Source organism: Kribbella jiaozuonensis (genome assembly GCF_005233875.1).
Taxonomy (GTDB): Bacteria; Actinomycetota; Actinomycetes; order Propionibacteriales; family Kribbellaceae; genus Kribbella; species Kribbella jiaozuonensis.
This window is the reverse complement of the sequence record NZ_SZPZ01000006.1, coordinates 533,234-559,566: the sequence shown is the minus strand read 5'-3', so window position 1 is coordinate 559,566 and position 26,333 is coordinate 533,234. Positions and strand designations below refer to the sequence as shown.

Below are 26,333 nucleotides of genomic sequence, written 5' to 3'. Positions count from 1 at the left end.
CCCCGGACCGCACCCGCATTAGTGCAGCTCGTGGTGACCCTTGCCCTTGTTCTTCTTGCCGTGCCGCTTGGCCGAGGACTGGCCGCCGACGCCGCCGAACAGCGCGAGGCCCTTCACCACGACGGTCGGCGCGTTCGGGTCCGGGTCGTCGCTGCCGCGGGCACCGAAGCCGCCGAAGATCCCGACGCCCTCGTTGCGAACCGTGACGCCTTCGGGAACGGTGATGTCGATCCCGCCGAACACCGCGAACGCCCAGATCGTCACCTCGCGGCCCTCGAAGACCGCGTTGGTCATGTCCAGATCGTGCCCGCCGAACACCGCGAACGCGTTCGTACGCCGCTTCACCCGCCAGCGACCGGTCCGCTCGCCGCCGCCGAAGATCGCCACCATCGTGTCGAAGCTCTGGCTCGGGTCGGCCGGCTCCTCGATCGGGACCGGGCTGTTGGAGACCGACGGCTGCGCCACCGGCAGCGGCACCGGCGCGGCCTGCCCCGGTACGACGAGGTCGCGGGTGATCGGCTCGAGCTCGCCGAGAGTCCTGGCCTGCAACGTCTGCTCGAGGCGTTCGGCATGCTCGTCCTGCGACAACCGCCCCGACATCAGGGCATCCCGCAGTACGTCGACGACCTGGTCACGATCGGTGTCGGACGCCCGCAGGTGCGCGTGCGGGTGCGGGCGGTCGGGCAGATTCTCCATAAGACGGAACGATATATCGAGAGGGGCTCGGTGCGGACTCCGGAAAACCCCCGATCCTGACCCCTACTCCTGACGCTGGACTCTGAGGGCAAAGAGCACCGCGACGAGGGTGATTGCGGCGAAGGTGAGCGCCGTACCCGGGTAGCCGCCGAGGCCGAGGCCCAGACCGCCGATCGCGGCGCCGAGGAACGTACCGAGGCTCATGCCGGCCGCGTTGACGCTGAGCGCCGAGCCGCGGAGGTCGCCACTGCGGCGGACCAGGAGCGTGGTGACACAGGCCGCGACGGTTGCGTGGCTCGCGCCCATCAGAGCGGTGAGCAGCAGCGTGAGCGGCAGGGTCGGCGAGAAGTAGAACGCCGCGACCGCGATCAGCGCCACGACGATGCCGGCGAGGAGCAGCTTCTCCGGGCTGATCCACGCGCGATCGGTGGCGAGATAACGCCCGGCGAAGAGATTGCCGAGGAAGAACGACGCGCCACTCAGCGACCACACCAGCGCGAACCAGCCCGGAGCGAGGTCGAACTTGTCGTCGTAGAACGCGGCGAGATACGCGAGGTACCCCATGAAGGCCGCGGTCCGGAGCATGGCGACTGCGAGCAGCGGAAGCGCACCTGGGACGCGGGCCAGCTCGCGGTACGTCGCGAGGTAGCTCACCCGCTCGTTCCTGCTCCGGGGCGACTTGCGCCCGCGTCCGCGCCAGAGGAAGGCGGCCGACAGGGCGACCGAGATCACCGAGGCGGCGAGCAGGTTGCCTCGCCAACCCCAGATCAACCCCGGTACGGCGAGCACCGGAGCCGCCAGCATCGCCATCGCCGACGTCGTTGCGGACACCAACGTCGCCGCCCGCCCCGCGGCCGCCGGCGAGCGGAACCGATCCGCCGCCGCAGCCCCGATCGACGGCGCCAGGATCGAGGTCGACGCACCGATCAGCAGGCAGAACGCCGCCAGCGCGAATACGTTGCCTACAGCCCCTAACGCGGCCGAGATCCCCAGCAACGCGAGCCCACCCGCGGCCACCAACTCCCGTGCGACCCGATCCATCAACGGCGCCAGCGAGACCCCGACCGCCAGCGCCGCCAGCCCACCGAGCCCGCGCAGGCCGCCGATCTCCGCCACGCTCCCGCCCGCGGTGTCCGCGATCGGCACCAGATACATCCCGAACACCGTGAACGGGATCAGACTCACCGTCGAGGCCAGCAGGAACGGCCAGAGCCGCCTGGCCATCCGGAGATCGCCGGGGACCTCGGCGGCCAGTTTCTGCGAGGTGCTCATAGATCCGTCCTGTAGCGGTAGAGGCTGCTCGGGCGGGAGCTGAACTGGGAGAAGGGGAACGGTTCGGCAGACAGCGCGGTCACGCCGTCGCCGAGGAACGCACGGGCGACAGCGCTGCCGGTCTGCGCGTAGATCGCGAGCGGCTTCGATTGCTCGCGGCAACGAGTGAGGAGTACGTCGAAGCTGCCGTTGGACAGGGTCATGCCGGTGGCGACAACCGCGTCGGCGGCGTCCACGACCTCGATCATGTCCCGCGACACGGTCAGACCGGACGCGGTCTCGCGGAGGTTGAAGTCGCACGGGAGACAGATGCCGCCGCGGTCGGTGATCGCGTCGACGAGTGGGTTGACGACCCCGATCAGCGCGACTTTGGTGCCGTCAGCAACATCGAGAAGACTGGCCACGACGGCATCACGAGCCCGCGCGCGGACGTCCGGAGTACCGGCCGGGAGGACGATCTCCTCAGCCTGAGCAGCTGTGTGATGCGGCTCGACCGCGGCCAGGTAGGCGTCGAGCGCGGCGATCCGCACCGGGAGCGGGTCGTCCGAGGACAGTACGTCGGCCAGCGTCCGGCCCGACGTGTCCGCGCAGTACGACGGATCCAACTCCCCGGCCTCGAACGAGCAGGCGCCGAAGACCTCGCCGACCCGCAACAACACGTAGTAGTTGCGATAGGTGACCTCAGCCCCCGGCAACCGCGTGGTGTGATGCAACCAGAAAGCGCTGGTGATGTTGAACTCTGCGGGCGAACGGCCGTACGAGCCGTCGAGAACAGCCGCGGTCAGGTCAGCAACAGTCATCGGGCAGCTCCACTCACAGGTTGAGACTAATGCGACGGCGTCGCAGATGGAAACTCCTCATGGCGGGCCAGTCCCGACTCGCGGCGGTCCCACGACATCGCCGACCACGGCACCGAGAGCTCGTCCAGCGAGTCGATCTCGAGCGGACGCATCGACGCCATCGGCCGCGCCTCGGCATGCCGGGCAAAAGCGGACTCGACGTACCGCGTCCCGGTGTCCGCGGCCAGGAAGACGTGCTTCCGCCCGCGGTCGCAGCCGTGCTCCCACAACGCCGACAGGTACGCCGCTCCTGCCGACAGCCCGGCGAACACGCCGGACGTCCGGAGCAGATCCACCGCCGCCGACATCGCGTAGTCGAACGAGACCCAGTGCAACCGGTCGTACAGCTCGTGCCGCACGTTGCGGAACTCGATCGAGCTGCCGATCCCGGCGATGATCATGTCCGGATCCTGCGTGTGCCCGGCCCCGAACGTGATGCTGCCGAACGGCTGCACGCCGACCAGGTTCACGTCCCGCCCACGCTCCCGCAGGTACGCCGCGATCGCGCCGGTCGACGCGCCCGTACCGACCCCGCCGACCAGGCAGAGCGGTCCGTCCGGCACCACCTCCGCGACGAGATCGGCGACCGCGCGGTACCCGAGGTAGTGGATGTCGTCGTGATACTGCTGCATCCAGTGGTACGTCGGGTTGTCGCGCAGGATCTCCCCGATCCGGCGTACCCGGAGGTTCTGGTCGAGTTGGAGATTGTTCGAGGACGGCACCTGCTCGACGGTCGCGCCGAGGATCTCGAGCTGGATCTTCAGGGTCCGGTCGACCGTGGTCGAGCCGACGATGTGGCAGTTCATCCCGTACCGGTGGCAGGCGAGCGCGAGCGCGTGGGCGTAGATCCCGCTCGAACTGTCGATCAGCGTGTCACCACGCCGTACCCGTCCGGTCTCGAGCAGGTGGCGTACGGCGCCGAGCGCGGAGTACACCTTCATGGTTTCGAACCGCAGGCAGATCAGATCGTCCCCGACCCGGATCGGGTCAGGGTCCTTGATGGCCTCCGCCAGGTGGTCGTGCAGTCGCGTCATCGGCGCGGTTCGCTCCTCGAGTCGATTGTGTGCACGGGCGGAGTGTGCGGGTTTCCGATCCGCGCGGCTGCTACCAGCCGGCGGGTCAATTCGTGGTGTGGTTCGGTCGTGAGGGTCGCGGGCGGACCTTGTTCGACCACGCGGCCGTCGTCGAGGACGAGGACCTGATCCGCGACGGCCGCGACGAGACCGAGGTCGTGGCCGATCCAGATCAGCGCCGTACCGCGGGCCTTCAGCTCGGTCAGCAGGTCGAGGACGAGCGCCGTGCCGTGGTCGTCGAGGGCGGTGGTGATCTCATCGCAGATCAGTACGTCGGGGTTCGCGTGGACAGCCCGGGCGAGGGCGGCGCGCTGGAGCTCGCCGCCGGAGAGCCGGCTCGGCGGGCGGGCCGCGGTGATCGCGGCGACGCCGAGGCGGGCGAGCGTGGCGACGGCTTCGGCGTGGGCCTGGTCCGGCGCGAGTCCGCGCAGGCGTTGCGCCGTACGGGCTACTTGCTGGTCGACGGGACGGCGTTCGTCGAAGGATCCGCGGACCTCCTGCCAGACGTACTGGACGCGGCGGGTCTGCTCGCGGGTGCGGTTGCGGAGGACCGGGAGCGGCTCGCCGTCGAGGAGGATGCGGCCGGTGTGGCGCTCGTGCAGGCCGGCGAGGCAGCGGGCCAGGGTGGTCTTGCCGCTGCCGGAGCGGCCGACGACGCCGAGGCAGGCGCCGGCGCGGACGTCGAGGGTGACATCACGCAGTACGACGTCACGCCCGCTCGGGCGCAGCGAAGCAGACAGGTTCATTGCCTCTAGCAACGGCTGCCCGGCGGAGGAGGTTCCCGTCGCGGGCCGGTCGGGGGACGGCGGGAGTACGTCGCCGATGACGCGGCCGGCGTCGAGGACCACGATCCGGGTGGCGAGGGCGCGCACCAGCTCGAGATCGTGACTGAGCAACAACACACCTAGGCCGGCTTCGGTCAGCTCGTGGAGCTCCTGGACCAGTTGCAGGCGGGTGATCGAGTCCAGCCCGGTGCTGGGTTCGTCGAGCACCAGCACCCTCGGCCCACAGGTCAGCGCCTGCGCCAACGCCACCCGCTGCCGCTGCCCGCCCGAAAACTGATGCGGAAACCTCCTCAACGTCGCGCGATCGCCCGGCACCTGCGCGGCCCGGACAGCTTCCTCGACGTCGCCGTCGTGAAGCTTCGCCAGCTCCCGCAGCGTCGTACCGATCCGTCGAGCCGGATTGAGTGCGCTGCCCGGGTGCTGCGGCATGTAGGCAACCATCCGACCGCGCACGTTCGCTGCGGTGGGTCCGTTGCTGTCGACAACCACCTGACCAGCTACCTCGACCCGCCCGTCGAGCCGCACGCCGTCACCGTGCTCGCCGAGCAACGCCAGCGCCGAGGTCGTCTTCCCCGATCCCGACGCTCCGACGAGCGCCGTCACCTCACCGGCGAAGACCTCGAAGGAGACACCGTCCACGAGAATCGCCGAGCCCGCGGTAGCCGTCAGGTTGTCGACTCGCGCCACTGTCATGCGGTCGCCACCTGACGTGATCGGTGCACGAGGCGGTCGGCCAGCAGGTTGAAGCCGAGGGTGAACGAGACGAGGAGGAGCGCCGGCGCGAGGACCGACCACGGCTGGAGCAGGAGTCCTTCGCGATTGCGCGACACGCTGACCGCCCAGTCCGGCGCGGTCGAGCTCAGCCCGAGGCCGAGGAAGTTTACCGAGGCGACCAGGAAGACCGCGAGCGTGATCCGGGTGCCGAGATCGGCGGCCACCGGTCCGAGCACCGAGCGGCCGACGTACCCGAGCTGGATCGCGAACCATGACTCACGCTGCATCCGCAACGCCTCAACCACCGGCCCGCTCGCCGCATCCAACGCCGCCGCCCGAACCAGCCGCGCGACGGTCGGTACGTTGACCATCGCCACCGCCACCGTGATCGCCACCGCCGACGCCCGCCACCCGACCGCAACCACACTGATCACCAGCAACGAAGGCAGCGGCAGCAGTACGTCGAGCGGCCGCATCAACCCTTCGTCCAACCACCGATGCCTCGTGGACGCCGCCACCAGCCCGATCAACCCACCCACGCCGTACGCCAACACCACCGCACCGATAGCCATCCCCAACGCAGTCCGCCCACCCACCAGCAACAACCCGAACACATCCCGCCCCAACCCATCCGTCCCCAACAACCCCTCAGACGAATACGGCAACCCCTCGCGTGAATCGCGCGGCGCCAGTGGACCCAACACCGCAATCACCAACGGCACCACAACCAGCAGCATCGCGATCCACCCCCGGCGGTTCATCGGAGCAGGGCCGTTCGTGGGACCAGCCGGTTGCAGGCCAGGTCTGCGGTCAGGTTGATGAGGAGGGCTGCAACTGCCAAGACGAGGGTCAGGCCTTGGACTGTGGGGATGTCGCGGGTTTCTACGCCGTCGACCAAGGCAGTAGCGAAGCCGGGGATGGCGAAGATGGCTTCTACTACGAGGACTCCGCCGAGCAGCGTGTCACCGGTGCGCGCCAGCTCTTGAACCCCCGGCACGGCGGCGTTCGGGAGCACGTGACGGAGCAGCAACTGTCGCCTGGGAACCCCGAGTCGACGCGCCTGGACGACGTACTCGGCATGGAGAGCGTTGATCGTGCCGGCTCGCACCTGGCGTGACAGGAGACAGACGGTGCGACCGAACAGGACCGCCACGGGGAGGACCAACAGCACGGGAGAGGCGAGCAGATCCCCACCGATCCACGTCGCCGGCAGCCAGCCGAGTCTCAAAGAGAAGACCGCAACCAGCACGACCGCGATCACGAAATCCGGGATCGCCGACAACGCCAGCGTCACCGACGTGATCGCGCGATCGATCCGACCGTTCTCCCGCGTCCCCATCACGATGCCCAGGGCAACAGCCAGCGGTACGACGACCGCAAGCGTCGCAACCGTCAGCACCAGCGTCGCGCCGATCGAGGACCGCACGATGTCGACCACCGGTCCCCCGCTGATCAGCGACGTACCCAGGTCGCCCGTCAGAACATTCCCCAACCAGTGCACGAAGCGCTCCGGAGCCGGCTGATCCAGCCCGAGCTCACCCCGCAACCGCGCGACCTGCTCCGGCGTCAGCGTCTCGGTGAACCGCAGCTCCGCCGCATCCCCCGGCAGCAACGAGGTCAGCACGAACACCAGCACCGAGAGCACGGCCAGCTGCACAACCGCGAGCAGCGCCCGCTGAGCGGCGTACGACCGCATTCAGGCCAGCCACACCTTGTCGAACCGCCCCTGGTCCAGTGTGTTCGGCGGCACCGCCTGCACACCCTGCACCTTGGCCGACACCGCGACGAGATAGTCCGGCAGCCCCCATGCGAGAATCCCGCCCTCGTCACGCAACGTCTTCTGCAGTACGCCGTACCTCGACGACCGCTCCTCCTCCGACGTCACCGCCCGCGCCGCCGCGAACTCCGCGTCGAACGCCGGCCGCCGCCAATGCGTCACATTGAACGGCGAATGCGACAGCAACCGATCGGTGAAGTACTGCGGGATCGGCATCGCGCCAGACCGATGGTTGCCGATAGCACCCTTCGTCAACAGGTCCTTCGCGTACGTCTGCGGGCTCCCGGTCGTCACCTTCAACCGAACCCCCGCCTCGGCCACCTGCTCCGCGAACAACGTCGCCGCCTCGACGAACCCGGCCGACGCATCCGCGGTGAAGATCTCCACCTCCTTCCCCACCAGCCCGGCCTTCGTCAGCAACGCCTTCGCCCGATCGACGTCCCGCTCACGAGCCGGCAGATCGGCCGGATAGTACTGATATCCCTTACCGAAAAGGTCATTCCCGACCTCACCGCGCCCCGCGAGTACGACGTCCACCAGCCGCTGCCGATCCGCGAGCAGCTTGAACGCGAGCCGCACGTCCGGGTTGTCGAACGGCGGCTGATCGACCTTCATTACGAACGCCTGCATCGTGCTGGCCTTCGCCGCGACGACCCGCACCGCCTTCCCGGCCGTCCGCGCGAACGTCGCCGTCATGTCGTTCGCGTACTCCGCCTGCCCGCCCTGCACTGCGTTCGCCCGCGCCTCGGAGTCGGCGGACAGGATGTGCAGCTCCTCGATCCGGGCGGGCGCGTCCCAGTAATCGTCGTACCGCGAAGCGACCATCGACCGCCCCGCCTCGAACGACGCGAACCGGAACGCGCCGGTCCCAAGAGGCTTGGTCGGGTCCTTGAACCCATCACGCACGATCTGCGTGCCGATGCCGGCGAGCAGGGCCGGGAACTCGGCGTTCGGAGCGGTCAGCACCAGCTCGACCGTCGACGGACCCAGAGCCTTGCTGCGCTTGAGATCCAGCGTCGCGAGCGACGACTGTGCGACCCGCTCGGGTACGGCGGGGTCGGCGATCCGCGCGAGGCTGAACAGCACGTCCTCCGCGACCAGCTTCGCACCGTCGTGGAAGCTCGCATCCCGCAGGCTGAACCGCCAGGTCGTCGCGGTCCCGTCGTGCTCCCATTTCGACGCGAGCCGCGGCACCGGCTTTAAATCAGGCCCGAGCTCGACCAGCTTCTCGTAGATCGCCTTGTGTCGCGCGATGTCCACGAACAGGCTCTGCACGTGCGGATCCAGCACTTCCTTCGCCCCACCACCGGCGTACACAGCGCGCAACCGCCCACCCTGCTTGGGCTGCGCCGCCGCCTCACCGTCCGCACCGCAGCCAACCGCCGCAGCCAGCCCGGCGGCGCCGGCCACCCCCAGAAACCCACGCCTGCTGAACGCCTCGGACACGCGCCACATCCTCACGTTAGTGAAAACGATTGTCAAATCCAGCGCGCATCTGAACGAGACGCCCTCATTCTTCCGAGGGCCATCCCCAATCGCTCTCCGTGACGGCGTGTCCTAGTCGTCGCAGTCCGGGGTCGGGCAGGTTTCCGGGAGGTCGGCGGCTATCCGGTCGAGGAGGGTGGTGAGTTGGGCCTGCTCGGCGGGGGTCAGGCGGTTGAAGAAGTAGGCGCGGACGGCGTCGACGTGGTCGGGGGCGGCGGCGTCGATCGCTGTGCGGCCGAGTTCGGTGAGGCGGACCATCGAGCCGCGGGCGTCGGCGACGCATTCCTCGCGGCAGACCAGGCCGCGTTTCTCCATCCGGCTGACCTGGTGGGACAGCCGGCTGCGTTCCCACCCGACGGAGCGGCCGAGGTCGCGGGTGCGCAGTACGCCGTCCTCGGCCTCCGACAGCGGGTGGAGCAGGGCGTAGTCGGCGCCGGACAGACCCGAATTGCTGATCATCCGCGCCTCGAGCGCGCGCATCAGCTCGCGGTGCGTGTCCCGGTACGACTCCCAGAGCCGCGCCTCACGCTTGTCGAGCCATTGCGGTTCACCCATGACGACATTGTACGGACATCTGTTGACATGTCATCGAGTCCGCTACGGCGTGCGCGACAAGGCAACCGCGAGGCCGATGGTGCCGGCCATCACGAGCAGCTCGAGTACGGCGAGCCGGCGGAACGCGACCGGATCGCCCGCCTCCAGTTGGGGCAGTGTGCTCTGCCGATGCAGCTGCCCGATGATGACGAGCGTCGCGAATGCGAGGGTCTTGCCGAGCACGAGAGCGCCGTACCCGGTCGTCACCCATTGCGTGATCAGGCCCCATCCTTCCTGGCGTCCGCCCAGGTGGATCTCGGCTGTCAGTAGGCCGGTGATGCCCATCGTGACGGCGCAGACCAGGGCGAGCGTGCTGAAGACCTCGACGGCTTGGCGCGAGCGGGAATACCGCAGTACGGCGGCCAATCCGCCGACCCATGCGGTCGCGGCGACGACGTGTACGACGAGGGAAGTCGTCGCGAGGACGGACCAGGCGCTGGTGCGATCCAGTGCGCCGTGACCGGTGAGGAGCGGGCCGGTCAGGGCGGCGATCGTGAGTACTGCGGCGAGACGTGCGCCGCGCATCGTCTTCACACCGCTCAAGACGACGGCGAGCACGGCGGTGAGTACGACGGCTGCTGCGAGCGCTCGGACTTGCGTGAGTTGGCCGGCTGGCTCGGCATGCTCGGCGAGATGCGAGAGCGGGATGCCGAGGATCACCGTGGCGGTAGCGATCAGGCCACCGATGCTCGCCACCGCCCAGATCCCAGCCGCCAACGCCGCGTCCTGACAGGCCCGGATCGCCTTACTACCAAGCTTTCCACCGTCCGCCGGCAGAAACAGCAACACCGCCAGCACCGCCCCACCCGTCGCCACAGCCGCCCCATCCGCGACAACCCGCAACACCGGAACCGCCCACGAAACCCCCAGCCCAGCCCCCAACAACCCATCCACCGCCCGCTGCGGCGCCCCACCCCCCGCAAACAAAGCCGCCACCATCACAAAGATGCCAACAGCAACCATCCCGAGCACGACCCACGCGCTCCGCGCTCCCGGTCGAGGGAGCTGGGCGGGGGCCGAACCCACAGGCTGTGCTGGGTCCTCGGGTGAGGGGTGGGGGTTCATCAGGCGGCGGGGCGGCGGCGGACGATGACTATGGCGAGGGCTACGACCACCAGCATCACCAAGCACATTGCGACGATCGTGACGGTGTTGCCGCTGCCCTGGGAGGTTGTCGGGGTGCCGGCTGGTTGGGTGGCGGGGTGGCCGGCGTGGGTGACGGTGAAGGCGCCCGTGATGGTGATCGGGTGGCCGTCGGCCGAGACCACGCGGGCCTCGACGGTGTACTTCCCCGCCTCGATCATCGCGCCGACCGTCTGGGTGACGGTGTTGTCGACCACCTGGGCGTCGCCGTTGGCGACGTTCGTGCCGCTGGGCGATTTGACCTGTACCTGCGTCCCGTTCGACCCGACCGGCTCGTTGAACGTCAGGATCACCTTCGTCGGCGGCACTGCCATCGACGAACCGTCCGTCGGCGTCATCGACTCGAGCTTGGCGTGCGCCGCCGCCACGCCGGTGGAAACCACCAGCGTGAACAGCGACGCCACCAGAATTGCGATCAGTCGACGCACGGCTACTGCTTCTCTCCAGGAGCAGCCACAGCAGTACGACGCGGCCGCAGCCCGAAGGCCAATCCGAGCAACCCGACCAACAGACCAGCACCGCCGAGCCAGCGCGCCAGCGTGTCCGACGTACCCTCCGACGTGGTCGCGGCCACCGGCGTAATCGCCGCCGTCAGCTTCAACGTAGGCGCCGGGTGCTCAGGCTCGTCCGCGCCGTCCTTGGCGACGTCGGCCCACTTCACCACCTCACCGTCGCTGTACGTCTGCACAGCAGGGAAGCTCAACGAATCCACCCCCTCCGGCATCCTCCCGACCGACAACGCGAACTCATCGAAGTCGTTCGGCGGAATCCCACCAGCGGTCGCCGTCCAGGTGACCGTGGTGATCGCCTTGGTCAGCGTGACATCGCCGACCTTGACCTCCGCCGGCAACTTCTCCTCCTTCTTCTCCACCTTCCAACCGTCCTTCACCTGCGCACCGACCGACGCGAACGGATGATCGGTGGGCAACGACACGACCAGCTTGGTGGTGCTGGTGTTGTCGGACTCGGTCGGCACGCGGAAGACCAGCTTCGCGTACCCACCGGGCTTGGCGTCCGGCGAGGACACCGTGACGTGCGCGGACGCCGACCCCGCGGCGCCGATCACGACCAGCGCGGACGCCGCGACGATCGCGCCGGCGCGCAGGACGAATCTCTTGGGCATGAGAGAACCTTTCAAGGCATACGAGTAATCCGGCTCGTGGACCGGTTCAGACAGCAGCGATCACTCGTACGCCGGGAGGTCCGCGGCGGGAAACGTTCGACTCGAGCCAGGACGCGGCGAGCCGCACCGGCGAGGACACAACGACGAACCGGCGGCTGCGCCCAGGCACCGGATACAGCACCGGAAGCCGCGGAAGGAACCGCGCGAAGATGCGTACGACGCGCGAGACCCAACGCTGGGCCTGGCTGACCGCGAGCACACCCGCCAGCAGGACCGACAAGTGCGTGGCGCTCATCATCAAGCTGCCACCGATACCCGGCGACATCGCCATACCGTCATGCATGCTCGCCGAATCCAGCGTCACGTGCACGAACAACTGCACTGCGGCCAGCACGAGCGCCGTCAGCAACCGCTCCCCAGCGAGGTACTCCCCCAGCAACCAGCACGCACCGGCCAGCGCAGCCAGCGGAGGTACGACGTCGAGCGGGACTCCGCCACCGCCCACGAGCACGTGACCGACCACCGCCACCGCGACGCTCAGCGCCGCGACCACGGACGTCGTCCTGCTCTCGGTCGGCATGTCATTCCCCTCGCTCCAGTCACTCTACGGACAGGACCGGGCCCTTGTTCCCTTAGCCTCAGGGGAGCGGGAAAAATCTGCCGGATCGGTGCAACCAGTTGGTGAGCCCACCACGTTTGACCCGGCATGACTGGGGAGAGCCGCGGGTGAGACCGGAGACCGAGCAGGACTACATCGAGTTCGTCACGCATCAAGCTAACGCTCTGTGCCGAACCGCTTACCTGCTGTGCGGTGACTGGCGTCGTGCGGAGGACGCGACCCAGGAGGCGCTGATCCGGCTGTACCGCGTCTGGGGCCGGATCCAGCGCAAGGGCGCGGTCGCGGCGTACGCGCGGAAGGTCGTCGTCTCGACCACCCTCGACGCTCTGCGCCGCAAATCCAGCCAGGAGGTCGTCGGTGGTGACGACTACTTCGCCAACGAGACCGACAGCGCCGACCCGCTCGCCGTACTCGAGAACCGCCTCGTGATCACCAAGGCCCTCGCCGAACTGCCGCCCCGGCAGCGCGCGTGCGTCGTACTGCGGTACTTCGACGAGCTTTCCGTCGACGAGACCGCCGCCGCCCTCGACTGCCGCCCCGGAACCGTCAAGAGCCAGACCCTGCGCGCGCTGGAGAAACTGCGCACGCATCCGGCCCTCGCCGAACTTTCCGACCTGGCTGTGAGGGGTTGAGATGACAACCGAACTGAAGACGCTGCTCGACCAGGCCGCCGACCGTCCCGCGACGTTCACCCCGGACGTGGCAGACCTGGTCGCCGCCGGCCGGCACCGCACCCGGGTCCGTCGCGTGGTGATCTCGGCCGCGACAGCGGTTGCCGCGGCGACCGTCGTCATCGCCGGACTGCTCATCGGCCAGCTCGGGAACGCCAAGCCGCAGCCGGCGACCACCGCCACCCAGCCGACGATGATCACCGACCTGTGCGCCAAATCCGACGACTTCTTCCGGACCGCGAACGACGACGCGTGGCGCCGGCAGGTGGTCAGCACTTGGACGGACAAGGTGGTCGAGGTGACCGACCCCGACGGCGCGATCACGGTACGACGGTCGCCGGACGGATCGCAGTACGCGTACTGCGTGGCCGGCGTACCGATCAACGGCCGGCCGCTGGGCGGGTTCGGAGCGACGCTGCTGAACGTCGGCATCATCACTCGCCCGTTCCAGATCCAGCGGTACTGGACCATGGCCTGCGGCGATGTCCCGGTCGATCGGGCGGACCGGAAGACCCTGTGCATGGGGGTTCGGTACAGCTACGCGGGCCGGGTGCCGGAGGGAGTCACCCGGATCGCGTTCTCGGGCCTCGGGCAGCACGCGGACGCCACGATCAAGGACGGCTACTGGGTCCACCGCGTCTACACCGACACCATCCTGAAGGGGAACACCGACCCGATCTACATCACCATGTACGACGGGGCCGGGAAGCAGGTGTTCAGGGAGCGGTACTGAGCTTTGCGATGATGTCCGGATGGATGTAGCTGTGCTGGAGATCGGGGGAAGCCACGTCACGGCGGCGGTGGTGACGCCGGCGACCTGGGCCGTGACCGAGGTGGACCGGGCCAAGCTCGCGTCCCAGGAGGCGCCGGACGTGGTGGTCGGGCAGCTCGCGGACGCGGCCCGGAAGTTGCCGCTGGCAAACGGTCTGGCGATCGCACTGCCCGGTCCGTTCGACTTCGGCACGGGGGTCGCGTGGTACCGCGGTCAGGGCAAGTTCGACCAGCTGTACGGGTTCAACCTCGGCGCCGCGTTGAGCGCCGAGCTCGGGATCGACCGGCTCCTGTTCATGAACGACGCGGAGGCGTTCACGGTCGGTGAGTGGACGGCGGGCGAGGTCCGCGGCGTCGAACGCTGCCTCGGCGTCACGATCGGCACCGGCATCGGTACGGCGTTCCTCGCCGACGGCCGCGTGGTCCGCGAGGGCGACACGGTCCCGCCGGGCGGCGAGCTCTACAAGACGTCGTACGCCGGGAAGCCGCTGGAGGACTCGATCTCCGCGCGGGCGATCCTCCGCGCGTACCCGAAGACGGTCCCGGGCGTGAAGGAGATCGCCGACCTGGCCCGCGCCGGCGACACGACCGCGCACGAAGTCCTGGTGACCGCCTTCACTCACCTGGCCGACGCTCTGAAACCCTGGCTGGAACGCTTCGGGGTAACCCACACCGTCCTGGGCGGCTCGATCTCAGGAGCCTTCGATCTGGTGCAGTCGGCCCTCGACTTCCCTGCCTCTGCCACCAAGGACACAGAACACTCCGCCCTGATCGGCTCCGCGGCCCACTACCTCCGCTCGCGATGAACTGTCGGCGATCCCGGCTACGGTCGCAGACGTGAAGATCGCCGCACCTCGCCTCCGTCCCAACCTCGACGCCGCCCGGCCGACCGACCTGGACGACGAGGAACGGCTGCTCGATCTCGCCCTGGAGGACGCGGACCTGAGCGATCTCGTGGCCGAGCACGTCGAGATCAGCGGCAGCCGGTTGACCCGCTGCAAGCTGGCCGGTTCGGATCTGGAGAAGCTGATCCTGGTCGACGCCGAGGTGGCCCAGTGCGATATCGCGAACGCCCGCTGGTCCGACGCGGCGCTGACCCGGGTCGCGATTACGGCGTCCCGGATGATCGGGTTCGCCGGCCCCGGAGCCAGCCTCCAGCACGTGACGATCCGCGACAGCGTGCTCGACTTCGCGTCGTTCCGGTTCTCGCGGTTCCACAAGGTCGAGCTGTCCGACTGCCGGCTGCAGAACGCCGACTTCGTCTCCGCGGACCTGACCGGGGCGGTGTTCCGCGGCTGCGACCTGTCCGGCGTGGAGTTCTCCCAGGTCAAGGCCGCCAAGGCGATTTTCGTGGACTGCACCTGGGAGGGCGCGAAGGGCCTGGCCTCGCTGGCCGGTGCGACGGTCGCGGCGGCCTCCCCGATCGACACGTTGGCGTTCACCAGCGCGGTGACCGCGGCGAGCGGTATCACACTTGCCCACCCCGACGAGCTCGACTGACTGATCTCCGCAGGCGAGCCCTGCACGGGGCGTGAGCCTGCCCACGCCGGGGACGGTCCGGCCGGAAGGCCCATTAGGGTGGGGCTGTGACTGACTCGACGATCATCTACACCCACACCGACGAGGCTCCGGCGCTCGCCACGTACTCGTTCCTCCCTGTCGTCCAGGCGTACGCCGGCCAGGCCGGTGTCGGGGTGGAGACCCGGGACATCTCACTGGCAGGCCGCATCCTGGCCCTCTTCCCGGAGTACCTGAAGGACGACCAGCGGATCGCGGACGCGCTGACCGAGCTCGGTGAGCTGGCCAAGACGCCCGAGGCGAACATCATCAAGCTGCCGAACGTCTCGGCCTCGATCCCGCAGCTGAAGGCCGCGGTCGCCGAGCTGCAGTCCCAGGGCTACGCGCTGCCGGAGTACCCGGACGAGCCGAAGACCGACGAGGAGCGGGAGATCCAGGCCCGCTACGACAAGGTCAAGGGCTCCGCGGTGAACCCGGTACTGCGCGAGGGCAACTCAGACCGCCGCGCGCCCGCCTCGGTGAAGAACTACGCCAAGACCCACCCGCACCGGATGGGCGCCTGGAGTGCCGACTCCAAGACCAACGTCGCGACGATGGACACCGACGACTTCCGGTCAACCGAGAAGTCGGCCGTGCTCGAGTCCGACGACGTGCTGCGGATCGAGCTGGTCGGCGACGACGGGACCACCACCGTGCTGCGCGAGTCGATCCCGGTGCTGGCCGGTGAGGTCGTCGACGCGTCGGTCCTGCACGTGGCCGCGCTGCGCGAGTTCCTGACCGCGCAGGTCGCCCAGGCGAAGGCCGACGACGTGCTGTTCTCGGTCCACCTGAAGGCCACGATGATGAAGGTCTCCGACCCGATCATCTTCGGCCACGTCGTCCGGGCCTTCTTCCCGGAGACGTTCGCGCAGTACGGCGACGTACTCGCGAAGGCCGGTCTGACGCCGAACGACGGCCTCGGCGGCATCCTGCACGGCATCGCGACGCTGCCCGAGGGCGCCGAGATCAAGGCGTCCTTCGACGCCGAGCTCGCCGCCGGCCCGAAGTTGGCGATGGTCGACTCGGACAAGGGCATCACCAACCTGCACGTCCCGTCGGACGTGATCGTCGACGCGTCGATGCCGGCCATGATTCGTACGTCGGGGCACATGTGGGGCCCGGACGGCCAGGAGCACGACACCCTCGCGGTCCTGCCCGACCACAGCTACTCCGGGATCTACCAGGCGGTCCTCGACGACTGCCGCGCGAACGGCGCGTTCGACCCGGCCACGATGGGCTCGGTGCCGAACGTCGGCCTGATGGCGCAGAAGGCCGAGGAGTACGGCTCGCACGACAAGACGTTCGAGATCCAGACCACCGGCAGCGTCCGGCTGGTGAACCAGGCCGGCGAGGTCGTCCTCGAGCAGGCGGTCTCGGCCGGCGACATCTTCCGCGCCTGCCAGACCAAGGACGCCCCGATCCAGGACTGGGTCAAGCTGGCCGTCAACCGGGCCCGCGCGACCGGGGACCCGGCGGTGTTCTGGCTGGACGAGACCCGCGCGCACGACGCCCAGATCATCGCGAAGGTGCAGACGTACCTGTTCGAGCACGACACCGAGGGCCTGGACATCCGGATCCTCGCGCCGGTGGACGCGATCAAGTTCTCGCTGGAGCGGATCCGCCGCGGCGAGAACACGATCTCGGTGACGGGCAACGTACTGCGTGACTACCTGACCGACCTGTTCCCGATCCTCGAGCTCGGCACCAGCGCGAAGATGCTGTCGATCGTGCCGCTGATGGCGGGCGGCGGACTGTTCGAGACCGGTGCCGGCGGTTCGGCGCCGAAGCACGTGCAGCAGCTGGTCAAGGAGAACTACCTGCGCTGGGACAGCCTCGGCGAGTTCTTCGCCCTGGCCGCGAGCTTCGAGCACCTCGCCCAGGCGACCGGCAACGCCCGCGCTCAGATCCTCGCCGACACGCTTGACCGCGCGACCGCGACGTTCCTGAACGAGGACAAGTCCCCGACCCGCCGCGTCGGCGGCATCGACAACCGCGGCAGCCACTTCTACCTGTCCCTCTACTGGGCCCAGGAGCTGGCCAAGCAGACCGACGACGCCGAGCTGGCCAAGGCGTTCGCGCCGCTGGCCGAGACGCTGGCTGCGAACGAGCAGACCATCGTCGACGAGCTCCTGGCGGTCCAGGGCAGCCCGGTCGACCTCGGCGGCTACTACCAGCCCGACCCGGCCAAGGCGGCCGCCGTCATGCGCCCGTCCAAGACCTGGAACGACGCCCTGGCGTCGATCTGATCGATGGGTCAGAAGGCGCCCGGTGATCCGGGCGCCTTCTTGCGTTTCAGGACGTGAACGGCACGCGGGTCCAGCTCAGTACGGCGGGCTTGCGCGGGTCGATCGTCACCCGCAGGTAGTTGTTCACCCCGGTCGAGCCGTCGACGGTGACCCGGGACAGGTTCTCGGCCGGCGTCGTCACGCCGTAGAACTTGGTCCAGGACGAGCTCGCCGAGAGCGGCTTGTCGCTGTTGTAGACGTGGCTGTCACCGTTGAACAGGTACACCGGGCCGCGGAAGTTCGCCGACTCGCGGGCGATCTCCTGCACGATCGGCTGGAACGCGTAGTAGTCCGCGAACGACGGGTTCGCCACGGTCGGGTCGAACATGTCGGCCTGCGTCAGCAGTACGACGGCCTTGTCCCGGTCCGCACGCGCCTGCGCGAACGTGTCGTGGATGCTCTGCATGACGGCCGACGTACGGTTCAGCACCTCGGCGGTCTGCTCCGGCGTGGCCGTGGTGTTGCCCGTCCACGGCGCCAGACTGTTGTTGCTGCCAACGATGTGCAACGCCGCGAACGCGACGTCGTCGCGGCTGAACCGGACGTCCTCCGGAATGCCCTGGGCGACCTGGCTCTCGACCTTCGCCGGGTGCCGGCCGAGCGTCCGGCCGGGCTGCGGGAAGAACACCTGCCGGACCTTCGCCAGCCGCTCCAGCGGGTTGTAGCCGCCGTTGTTCGCGCGGTGGCAGTCGGTCCACTCGTTGTCCCCGACGGTGTACACCAGCGGGTCGGCGAACCGGTCGAACTGCGTCTTCACCTGGGCGAAGTACTCGTCGCTGCAGACCGACGAGCCGTCCTTGATGTCGCCGAGATGGGTGACCAGCTTGACCTGCCGGTCGGCGTTGATCTGGTCGATCACCTTCGGGAAGCGGGTGATCTGCGCTGCACCGTAGGGGATGTCGCCGATCACGGCGAACGTGTACGGATCCGGGCCGCGGTCCGCGGCGGCGTTCGGAACACCGACCGCGAGCCCGAGCAGGGCAAGGCACGCGGAGATCACAGGCGCACGACGTACTCTCACAAATCCTCCAAGTCCGAGCGGGATACGGGCCAACTTTTCGGCCCGGTGGTGAACACCGGAGCACTCCCGCATGAACTTCACCGGCTGAGAGTCCGCTGATAGCGCCGGCCAGCAAATGCGTGGCAGCCATCGTGGGGTCTTCCTACACTGGCCGACATGACAGCTTCCCGTTCCGTGCTTGCCTCGCAGGCCGCGGACTACCCCCGATGGTTCCAGGATGTGATTGCCAAAGCCGAGCTCGCCGACAACGGGCCGGTGCGGGGGACCATGGTCGTACGACCGTATGGCTACGGGATCTGGGAACTGTTGCAGGAGGCAATGAACCGCCGGATCAAGGCGACCGGTGCGGCAAACGCCTACTTCCCGCTCCTGATCCCCGAGAGCTACCTCCAACGTGAGGCCGAGCATGTAGAAGGCTTCAGCCCCGAGCTCGCGGTGGTAACGCATGCCGGCGGCAAGGAACTCGAAGAGCCCGCCGTCATCCGCCCGACCTCGGAAACCGTCATCGGCGAGTACATGGCGAAGTGGATCCAGAGCTACCGCGACCTGCCCCTCCTCCTCAACCAATGGGCCAATGCAGTCCGCTGGGAGCTGCGCCCGCGCCTCTTCCTCCGCACCACCGAATTCCTCTGGCAGGAAGGCCACACCGCCCACGCCACCTTCGAGGACGCCCGCGCATACGCCACGAAGATCCTGTACGACGTCTATCGCGACGTCATGGTCAACGTCCTCGCGATCCCCGTTGTCGCCGGCCGCAAGACCCGGCGCGAACGCTTCGCCGGCGCGATCAACACCATGACGCTGGAAGCGATGACCGGTGACGGCAAAGCCCTGCAGATGTGCACCTCGCACGAGCTCGGCCAGAACTTCGCCCGCGCCTTCGACATCAACTATCTGTCGAGCGACGGTGAACGCGAGCTCGCCTGGACCACCTCCTGGGGCAGCACCACCCGCATGGTCGGCGGCCTGATCATGGTGCACGGCGACGACGCCGGCCTCCGCGTCCCGCCCGCGGTCGCGCCGATCCAGGTCGTCGTACTCGCGGTAAGAGACGAAACGATCGAAGCCGCCCGCCGCATCGCCGACGACCTCGAGTCCGCGGGGCTGCGCGTGACGGTCGACGACCGCACCGACCAGCCGTTCGGCCGCCGCGCGGTCAACTGGGAGCTCAAGGGCGTCCCGATCCGCATCGAGCTCGGCCCGCGCGACCTGGCCGCGGGCGCGGCAACCGTCGTACGGCGTCTCCGCGACTCTGCCAAGACCGCCGTCAACCTCTCCGACCTCACGTCGACCGTCGTCGACGCGATCGACACCGACCAGGCGCATCTGCTGCAGGAAGCGACAGCTCGCCACACCGCACGCACCACCGCGGTGTCGACCGTCGACGAAGCAGTGGAGGTGGCCGCGGCCGGCTGGGCCAGCCTCCCGTACGACGCCGTCGGAGAAGAGGGCGAGGACCGCCTGGCCGAGTCCGGCGTCACTGTCCGTTGCCTCCAACGCCCGGACGGCACCCTGCCGCTCGACGACACCGAGCCCGACCTGATCGCGTACGTCGCGCGGTCGTACTAGCGGGCGAGGTACTTCCGGACGTCGTCGCTGACCTGGGCGCGGTTACGCAAGCCGTACTTGCGGAGGATCGCGCTCAGGTGCGTTTTGACGGTGTTGAGGCTGACGCCGAGCTCAGCGGCCAACTGGTCGTTGTCGAGGCCGTCGGCGAGCAGCACGGCGACCGCCTGCTGCGCCTTGGTCAGACTGGTGAACCGACGCTCAGGCCCCTCGTCGGTCTCCATCAGCATCTCGATCAGCTCGGACTGGATGTGCTCGGTCGCGTCGATGATCCGCTCGAGATGCGTCCGGACGGCGGCGCTCACATCGGGCTCCTTCTCCGCCTCGTTCGCCATCTCCCGGATCGACGCGACCCGGTGCGTCAGGTACTCCATCACGTGGTCGGACGTGAGCAGATTCGGCCCGACGTCGCCCGCGGGCAGCCGGCGCAACGCCTCCCGGTCCTCGCCTTCACGGGTCAGTACGCGCTCGACGACGGCACACAACCACTCGAACGCCCGGACCGCGTTGTCGTCGTACGCCTTGGGCTCGTAGCTCTGCATCGACAGCATGCCGAACAGCTGATCGGGCCCGTCCTTGGCCGGCCGGAAGATCGGCACGGTCACCGCGTCCTCGGACCGCCGCCCCAGATCCCCCACCGGTACGCCGGCATGCAGCGCGAACCCGTTGTCGTAGGCGAACCGGTACGTCTGCCGGTGCTTCACCACCCACGCGGTCTGCCCGTTCGGCCCGAAGTTGTGGGTGTCCGGGCTGACGTAGTGGCCGACGTCGTACCCGTACGGGTAGCGGACCCGGCTGCTGCCCTGCAGGAACCCGACGAAGAACGCGTCGACGCGCGCGACCTTCCCGGCTACGACCCGGACGTAGTCATACAGTCCGTAGTGGTCGGAGCGGAAGAGCGCTTCGATCTTGTGGTAGGCCTCGCGCAGGATGATCGCGGTCTCCGCGTCAACCCGCAGCGGGGCAACCTTGTCTGACTCCACAACGTCGGCTCCCCACACACCACGGCAGCATCGATCCCTTGACTATGCCGCCGTAACCCGCGGCTTGCCAAGCGATGCGCGACGATCTGTGGACAAACTGCAGTCGCGGGCGGTGAGTGTGAGCTCCCGAGTCGCCCTCCCAAGCCTCGGCCGAGCCCTCCTGCACCACCCGCGACCACGAAGTGGGACACCTGTAAACGTTGAGCCCCCGCGTCGATCGATCCCACGCCCCCTGCGAGATCGGCGACCCCCCGACGGTTGTTCCGGTGTCCCATCCTCCCCCCGCTGACTACACGGTGCCACCGAACGCCGACGGTGACCATCGCCCGCCGCATGATCTTGTTGTGCCCTCAATCTCATCCCGCGGGTGAGACCGTTTGTATACGATTACAGCTACCAGCTGGTGTCGAGCGGCTTGCCCTCGGCGTACCCGGCGGCCGTCTGCAGTCCGACCACGGCGCGCTCGTGGAACTCGGCGAGGTTCGCGGCACCGACGTACGTGCAGGAGCTGCGGATGCCGGAGACGATCGAGTCAAGCACGTCCTCGACGCTCGGGCGCTCCGGGTCGAGGTACATTCGGGCGGTCGAGATGCCCTCCTCGAAGATGCTCTTCCGGGCCCGCTGGAACGGCGTGTCGTCGGCCGTCCGGGACCGCACCGCCCGCGCGGACGCCATCCCGAAGCTCTCCTTGTAGATCCGCCCCTGGCTGTCCCGGTGCGGGTCGCCGGGCGACTCGTACGTACCGGCGAACCACGAGCCGATCATCACGCTCGACGCCCCCGCGGCCAGGGCGAGCGCGACGTCGCGCGGGTACCGTACGCCGCCGTCCGCCCAGACGTGCTTGCCGAGCTCACGGGCCCGCGTCGCACATTCGAGTACGGCGGAGAACTGCGGACGACCGACCGCCGTCTGCATCCGCGTCGTACACATCGCGCCCGGCCCGACACCGACCTTCACGATGTCCGCGCCGGCGTTGACGAGATCCGTGACGCCCTCGGCGGTGACCACGTTGCCGGCCACGATCGGCACGGTCGGACCCAGGGCGCGAACCCGCTCGACGACCTCGAGCATCCGCTCCTGATGACCGTGCGCGGTGTCGATCACGAGTACGTCGATGCCGACGTCGAGCAACGCCTTGGCCTTCTGCTCGGCGTCCCCGTTGATCCCGATCGCGGCGGCGATCCGGAGCTTGCCGTTCGCGTCCAGCGCCGGGTTGTACAGAGTGGCGCGGAGCGCGCGCTGCCGGGTCAGAATGCCGACAATCTGGTCGTTGGCATCCACGACCGGCGCGAGCCGGTGCCGGCCGTCGTGCAGTTGGTTGAACGCCGCCTCCGGGTCGGTCCCCTGCGGCAAGGTCAGCAACTCGCGGGACATGATCCCTTCGAGCTGGGTGAACCGGTCGACGCCGGCACAATCCGCCTCGGTCACTACCCCGACCGGCCGCCCGTGATCGACGACGACCACCGCGCCGTGATTCCGCTTCGGCAGCAGGTTCAACGCCTCACCGACGGTCCCCGTCGGCGGCAGCGTCAGCGCGGTGTCATGCACCGGATCCCGCTGCTTGACCCAAGCAACCACGTCGGCCACCACATCCACCGGAATGTCCTGCGGAATCACCGCCAGCCCGCCACCCCGAGCCATCGTCTCCGCCATCCGCCGCCCCGAGACCGCCGTCATATTCGCGGCGATCACCGGAATCGATGCGCCGCTCCCGTCCCCGGTCGACAGATCAACATCCAACCGCGACGCGACCCGGGACCGATTGGGCACCAGGAACACGTCACTGAACGTAAGGTCCCCCACCGACTCCCGCTCGAGATGAAACCGCATGGCAGACCCCTTCGCCCGAGAACAAAACCCACCTAGCCTGACACGTCAGGTACCCCCGAACAAGCGAACCCGCACTCATCGGTCGAGACCCTGGCCCTGAGGCGGTGGCGAGTCCGCCCGCCGGTTGCCGAACTGCGATGCCGCCAACGGACGGGATGTTGCCAAGGGCACCTGTCCGGGGAAGGCGTGGGCGATCGCCCGGTTGGCATCGAGCTCAGCCTGCCGCTGGGCCTGGTTCTGCTTGAGGCTGGGCATCCGATCACCGAAGGCGTTCAAACCTGGCTGACGGTCATGCAGATTCCGATTGAGCCGTGCGCACGTGTGCTCGTAGATGTTCCCGGCACCTCGCCGCGGCTTGACCGCCAACAACTCCCGCCGCGGCAACTCCCCAGGCGCGACCGCCGGCATCTCCCGAAACACCAACCGATAGTCAGCCTTCGCCTGCGGATCAGATTGCAGATATGCGGTAACGCAGTCCCGCAGATCCCCTTTCCCGGACTCATATCCGAGCGCATGGCGCCCGTCCGATGTCCCGGCCGCGAGCTGTCCCATTTCACGAAGGACCTGTCGGCGCACGTAGTCTTCGGGTCCGCCTGGGTTTCTTCCTGCCGCCGCTGTGAGCCGTCGGAAGTCCATCGCGAACCCGTCGCCGATGATCAGCTCGTAGCCGTCGGTGGACGTCAATGCGAGGTGTCGTCTTCCTGACGGAGCTCCTCGAGGATCCGCTGGGTCTCCGGACCCATCATCTCGGCGAATTCGTCCAGGGTCATCGGACGGCTGGTCGGCAAGGGCTCGGACGCGTACACACGATGTGTCGGATCGTCGATCGTGCCGGGCGGGGGTTCGTCGTCGCCGCGCAATTGCCGGTACTGCGAGGTCGACATGATGACGGCCTCCGGCTCACCGTCGTCGCCCCACACCACCGGCGCGAACGACCCGGCCCGGATCGCGCTGACCATCGACGCCAGCTCATCCGCCACCGTCTGCGCCGCGACCACACCAGGGCGACGCTCGAACTTCGACTCCCCGCCGAGGTCCTCGAACTGGTCGTACGTGAGCAGCACCGCCTCCGGCACCCCGCCGTCGCCGAAGCTGAACGGCATCGTCCGCCCACGCCGGAACCGGGCCAGCACCCCTACGACATCACGCCGTACGTCATCGACCGACCGAATCCCGGAACCATCAGTAGCCACACCCCGACTCTACGACGCCGCAGTGGCCTGCCCAGACTTATCCACAGCACAAAACCGGCTCCCCTGACAGGGGAGCCGGTTCCGTTTGCGCTTATTTCACCGCAGGTCGAAGCGGTCCAGCTCCATGACCTTCTGCCACGCGGCCACGAAGTCCGTGACGAACTTGTCCTTCGCGTCGTCGGCGGCGTAGACCTCGGCGACGGCGCGGAGCTCGGAGTTCGAGCCGAAGACGAGGTCGGCGCGGGTGCCGGTCCACTTGACCTTGCCGTCGACCGAGCCCTCGAACGTCTCCTGGCTGTCGTCCGCGGCGTGCCATTCGGTGCCGAGGTCGAGCAGGTTCACGAAGAAGTCGTTCGTGAGCGTGCCCGGGTTGTCGGTGAGGACGCCGGCCTTCGAGCCGTCGTAGTTCGTACCGAGGACGCGCAGGCCGCCGACCAGCACGGTCAGCTCCGGCGCGCTCAGCGTGAGCAGGTTCGCCCGGTCCAGCAGCAGGTACTCCGCCGGGAGCCGGTTGCCCTTGCCGTAGTAGTTGCGGAACCCGTCCGCGACCGGCTCGAGTGCGGCGAACGAGTCGGAGTCGGTCTGCTCCGCCGACGCGTCCGTACGGCCCGGGGTGAACGGTACGACGACGTCGTACCCGGCGTTCTTGGCCGCGACCTCCACACCGACACCGCCGGCGAGGACGATCACGTCGGCCAGCGAGACCGGCTTGCCGAACGACTGCTGGATGCCTTCGAGCGTCCGCAGTACCTGCGCCAGCTCGTCCGGCTTGTTGATCTCCCAGCCGGCCTGCGGCTGCAGACGGATGCGCGCACCGTTGGCGCCACCACGCTTGTCACTGCCACGGAACGTCGACGCCGACGCCCACGCGGTCGAGACGAGCTGCGAGACCGAGAGCCCCGACGCCGCGATCGCTGCCTTGAGCGCGGTCACGTCGTCGGCGTTGATCAGCTCGTGGTCGACGGCCGGCAGCGGGTCCTGCCAGATCAGCACCTCGCTCGGAACCTCCGGGCCGAGGTACCGGACGACCGGACCCATGTCGCGGTGGGTCAGCTTGAACCAGGCCCGCGCGAACGCGTCCGCGAACTCGTCCGGGTTGTCCTTGAACCGGCGCGAGATCGGCTCGTAGATCGGGTCGAACCGCAGCGCCAGGTCCGTGGTGAGCATGGTCGGCTTCTGCTTCTTGTTCGGGTCGAACGCGTTCGGGATGATCTCCTCGGCGTCCTTCGCGACCCACTGGTTCGCACCGGCCGGGCTCTTCGTCAGCTCCCACTCGTAGCCGAACAGGATGGTGAAGAAGTCGTTGCCCCACTTGGCCGGCGTCGTCGTCCAGGTGACCTCGAGGCCGCTGGTGATCGCGTCCGGACCGGCGCCGGAGTTGTACGTGTTGCGCCAGCCGAGGCCCTGGTGGTCCATCGGCGCGCCCTCGGGCTCGGCGCCGACGTACTGCTCCGGGTCGGCCGCACCGTGGGTCTTGCCGAAGGTGTGACCACCGGCGATCAGCGCGACGGTCTCCTCGTCGTTCATCGCCATCCGGCCGAAGGTCTCGCGGATGTCGCGGGCCGAGGCGATCGGGTCCGGGTTGCCGTTCGGGCCTTCCGGGTTCACGTAGATCAGACCCATCTGGACCGCACCGAGCGGCTTCTCCAGCTCACGGTCGCCGGTGTAGCGCTCGTCGCCGAGCCATGTGGTCTCGGGGCCCCAGTAGACGTCGTCCTCCGGCTCCCACACGTCCGCGCGGCCACCGGCGTACCCGAAGGTCTTGAAGCCCATCGTCTCGAGCGCGACGTTGCCGGTCAGGATCAGCAGGTCGGCCCAGGAGATCTTCTGGCCGTACTTCTTCTTCACCGGCCAGAGCAGCCGGCGCGCCTTGTCCAGGTTGGCGTTGTCCGGCCAGCTGTTCAGCGGGGCGAACCGCTGCTGACCAGCACCGGCGCCACCGCGGCCGTCGCTGATCCGGTAGGTGCCGGCGCTGTGCCAGGCCATCCGGATCATCAGCGGGCCGTAGTGCCCGAAGTCGGCCGGCCACCAGTCCTGCGAGGTGGTCAGCACCTCGGCGATGTCGGCCTTCACCGCGGCCAGGTCGAGGCTCTGGAACGCGGCGGCGTAGTCGAACTCCTCGCCGAGCGGGTTCGCGACCGCGGGGTTCTTGGCCAGGATCTTCAGGTTCAGCTGGTTCGGCCACCAGCCGCGATTCGCGTTCCCGCTGGTCGGGTGTGCACCCTGACCGTGGGCTACGGGGCAACCGCCGGACGCCTGCGCATCCTCTTCGCCGCGGCTCTCCTCGCTGCCTTCACCGGGCAGTGGCTCATGGATCTCGGACATCAGATTCCTTC

At 68.5% G+C, this 26,333-nt stretch carries 25 protein-coding genes; 6 read left to right on the top strand and 19 right to left on the bottom strand.

The window, feature by feature from the left end; translation table 11 throughout:
- Positions 1 to 18 precede the first annotated feature (18 nt).
- The 13 genes from FDA38_RS38105 to FDA38_RS38045 all read right to left on the bottom strand — a co-directional run bounded on the left by FDA38_RS38105 (position 19) and on the right by FDA38_RS38045 (position 12,081).
- On the bottom strand, positions 19 to 696 hold the full coding sequence (locus tag FDA38_RS38105; RefSeq protein WP_137259014.1) for a DUF1707 SHOCT-like domain-containing protein: 678 nt from the start codon (positions 694 to 696) through the stop codon (positions 19 to 21).
- 63 nt (positions 697 to 759) lie between these two features.
- Positions 760 to 1,968: an MFS transporter gene (locus FDA38_RS38100; RefSeq protein WP_233715174.1), complete on the bottom strand. Its 1,209-nt coding sequence runs from the start codon at positions 1,966 to 1,968 to the stop codon at positions 760 to 762.
- Positions 1,965 to 2,768 (bottom strand): Rossmann-like domain-containing protein, encoded by an 804-nt coding sequence (locus tag FDA38_RS38095; RefSeq protein ID WP_137259013.1) that lies wholly within the window; start codon positions 2,766 to 2,768, stop codon positions 1,965 to 1,967. The genes FDA38_RS38100 and FDA38_RS38095 overlap by 4 nt, the downstream gene beginning before the upstream one ends.
- A 26-nt stretch (positions 2,769 to 2,794) precedes the next feature.
- Entirely contained in the window at positions 2,795 to 3,841 is a 1,047-nt protein-coding gene (locus FDA38_RS38090; RefSeq protein WP_202878024.1) for a pyridoxal-phosphate dependent enzyme, read from the bottom strand.
- Positions 3,838 to 5,358, bottom strand: a complete 1,521-nt coding sequence (locus FDA38_RS38085) for an ABC transporter ATP-binding protein (protein WP_137259012.1) — start codon at positions 5,356 to 5,358, stop codon at positions 3,838 to 3,840. The genes FDA38_RS38090 and FDA38_RS38085 overlap by 4 nt, the downstream gene beginning before the upstream one ends.
- Positions 5,355 to 6,116, bottom strand: coding sequence for an ABC transporter permease (locus FDA38_RS38080; protein WP_233715173.1), 762 nt, complete (start codon positions 6,114 to 6,116; stop codon positions 5,355 to 5,357). The genes FDA38_RS38085 and FDA38_RS38080 overlap by 4 nt, the downstream gene beginning before the upstream one ends.
- A 20-nt stretch (positions 6,117 to 6,136) precedes the next feature.
- The gene (locus tag FDA38_RS38075) at positions 6,137 to 7,075 is read right to left on the bottom strand and encodes an ABC transporter permease (RefSeq protein WP_137259010.1); all 939 of its coding nucleotides are present in this window, start codon (positions 7,073 to 7,075) and stop codon (positions 6,137 to 6,139) included.
- Entirely contained in the window at positions 7,076 to 8,611 is a 1,536-nt protein-coding gene (locus tag FDA38_RS38070; protein ID WP_137259009.1) for an ABC transporter substrate-binding protein, read from the bottom strand.
- A 102-nt stretch (positions 8,612 to 8,713) separates the two neighbouring features.
- Positions 8,714 to 9,196 (bottom strand): MarR family winged helix-turn-helix transcriptional regulator, encoded by a 483-nt coding sequence (locus FDA38_RS38065; RefSeq protein WP_137259008.1) that lies wholly within the window; start codon positions 9,194 to 9,196, stop codon positions 8,714 to 8,716.
- 42 nt (positions 9,197 to 9,238) lie between these two features.
- The gene (locus FDA38_RS38060; protein ID WP_233715172.1) at positions 9,239 to 10,051 is read right to left on the bottom strand and encodes a copper resistance D family protein; all 813 of its coding nucleotides are present in this window, start codon (positions 10,049 to 10,051) and stop codon (positions 9,239 to 9,241) included.
- Between the two features lie 248 nt (positions 10,052 to 10,299).
- Complete coding sequence (locus FDA38_RS38055; RefSeq protein ID WP_137259006.1) at positions 10,300 to 10,806, bottom strand: copper resistance CopC family protein; 507 nt, start codon at positions 10,804 to 10,806, stop codon at positions 10,300 to 10,302.
- A 2-nt stretch (positions 10,807 to 10,808) separates the two neighbouring features.
- Entirely contained in the window at positions 10,809 to 11,501 is a 693-nt protein-coding gene (locus FDA38_RS38050) for a YcnI family copper-binding membrane protein (protein ID WP_137259005.1), read from the bottom strand.
- Between the two features lie 46 nt (positions 11,502 to 11,547).
- On the bottom strand, positions 11,548 to 12,081 hold the full coding sequence (locus tag FDA38_RS38045; RefSeq protein WP_137259004.1) for a hypothetical protein: 534 nt from the start codon (positions 12,079 to 12,081) through the stop codon (positions 11,548 to 11,550).
- Positions 12,082 to 12,227: 146 nt separating this feature from the next.
- Here FDA38_RS38045 and FDA38_RS38040 point away from each other — a divergent pair, with 146 nt between their 5' ends.
- The 5 genes from FDA38_RS38040 to FDA38_RS38020 all read left to right on the top strand — a co-directional run bounded on the left by FDA38_RS38040 (position 12,228) and on the right by FDA38_RS38020 (position 17,365).
- Positions 12,228 to 12,752, top strand: coding sequence for a SigE family RNA polymerase sigma factor (locus tag FDA38_RS38040; protein WP_137259003.1), 525 nt, complete (start codon positions 12,228 to 12,230; stop codon positions 12,750 to 12,752).
- A gap of 1 nt (position 12,753) precedes the next feature.
- Positions 12,754 to 13,524, top strand: a complete 771-nt coding sequence (locus FDA38_RS38035) for a hypothetical protein (protein ID WP_137259002.1) — start codon at positions 12,754 to 12,756, stop codon at positions 13,522 to 13,524.
- Positions 13,525 to 13,543: 19 nt separating this feature from the next.
- On the top strand, positions 13,544 to 14,368 hold the full coding sequence (locus tag FDA38_RS38030) for an ROK family protein (RefSeq protein ID WP_137259001.1): 825 nt from the start codon (positions 13,544 to 13,546) through the stop codon (positions 14,366 to 14,368).
- Positions 14,369 to 14,399: 31 nt separating this feature from the next.
- On the top strand, positions 14,400 to 15,062 hold the full coding sequence (locus FDA38_RS38025; RefSeq protein ID WP_233715171.1) for a pentapeptide repeat-containing protein: 663 nt from the start codon (positions 14,400 to 14,402) through the stop codon (positions 15,060 to 15,062).
- 86 nt (positions 15,063 to 15,148) lie between these two features.
- A complete protein-coding gene (locus FDA38_RS38020) occupies positions 15,149 to 17,365 on the top strand; it encodes an NADP-dependent isocitrate dehydrogenase (protein ID WP_137258999.1) in 2,217 nt (738 codons plus the stop codon).
- A 46-nt stretch (positions 17,366 to 17,411) separates the two neighbouring features.
- Here FDA38_RS38020 and FDA38_RS38015 read toward each other — a convergent pair whose 3' ends face one another.
- On the bottom strand, positions 17,412 to 18,425 hold the full coding sequence (locus FDA38_RS38015) for a metallophosphoesterase (protein ID WP_137258998.1): 1,014 nt from the start codon (positions 18,423 to 18,425) through the stop codon (positions 17,412 to 17,414).
- Between the two features lie 156 nt (positions 18,426 to 18,581).
- Here FDA38_RS38015 and proS point away from each other — a divergent pair, with 156 nt between their 5' ends.
- Positions 18,582 to 19,994, top strand: a complete 1,413-nt coding sequence (gene proS, locus FDA38_RS38010; protein ID WP_137258997.1) for a proline--tRNA ligase — start codon at positions 18,582 to 18,584, stop codon at positions 19,992 to 19,994.
- On the opposite strand, the gene FDA38_RS42810 is transcribed toward proS, so the two are convergent.
- From FDA38_RS42810 to katG, 5 genes are all read right to left on the bottom strand, one after another.
- On the bottom strand, positions 19,991 to 20,974 hold the full coding sequence (locus FDA38_RS42810; protein WP_202878023.1) for a helix-turn-helix transcriptional regulator: 984 nt from the start codon (positions 20,972 to 20,974) through the stop codon (positions 19,991 to 19,993). The two genes, proS and FDA38_RS42810, sit on opposite strands and share 4 nt — an antisense overlap.
- Before the next feature lie 393 nt (positions 20,975 to 21,367).
- Positions 21,368 to 22,804 carry a GuaB1 family IMP dehydrogenase-related protein gene (locus FDA38_RS38000; protein WP_137258996.1) on the bottom strand — a complete coding sequence of 479 codons (1,437 nt, stop codon included), beginning with the start codon at positions 22,802 to 22,804 and terminating at the stop codon, positions 21,368 to 21,370.
- A 75-nt stretch (positions 22,805 to 22,879) separates the two neighbouring features.
- The gene (locus FDA38_RS37995) at positions 22,880 to 23,488 is read right to left on the bottom strand and encodes a hypothetical protein (RefSeq protein ID WP_137258995.1); all 609 of its coding nucleotides are present in this window, start codon (positions 23,486 to 23,488) and stop codon (positions 22,880 to 22,882) included.
- Entirely contained in the window at positions 23,485 to 23,997 is a 513-nt protein-coding gene (locus tag FDA38_RS37990; RefSeq protein WP_137258994.1) for a hypothetical protein, read from the bottom strand. The genes FDA38_RS37995 and FDA38_RS37990 overlap by 4 nt, the downstream gene beginning before the upstream one ends.
- Positions 23,998 to 24,093: 96 nt before the next feature.
- Positions 24,094 to 26,322 (bottom strand): catalase/peroxidase HPI, encoded by a 2,229-nt coding sequence (katG, locus tag FDA38_RS37985; RefSeq protein WP_137258993.1) that lies wholly within the window; start codon positions 26,320 to 26,322, stop codon positions 24,094 to 24,096.
- Between the last annotated feature and the right edge of the window lie 11 nt (positions 26,323 to 26,333).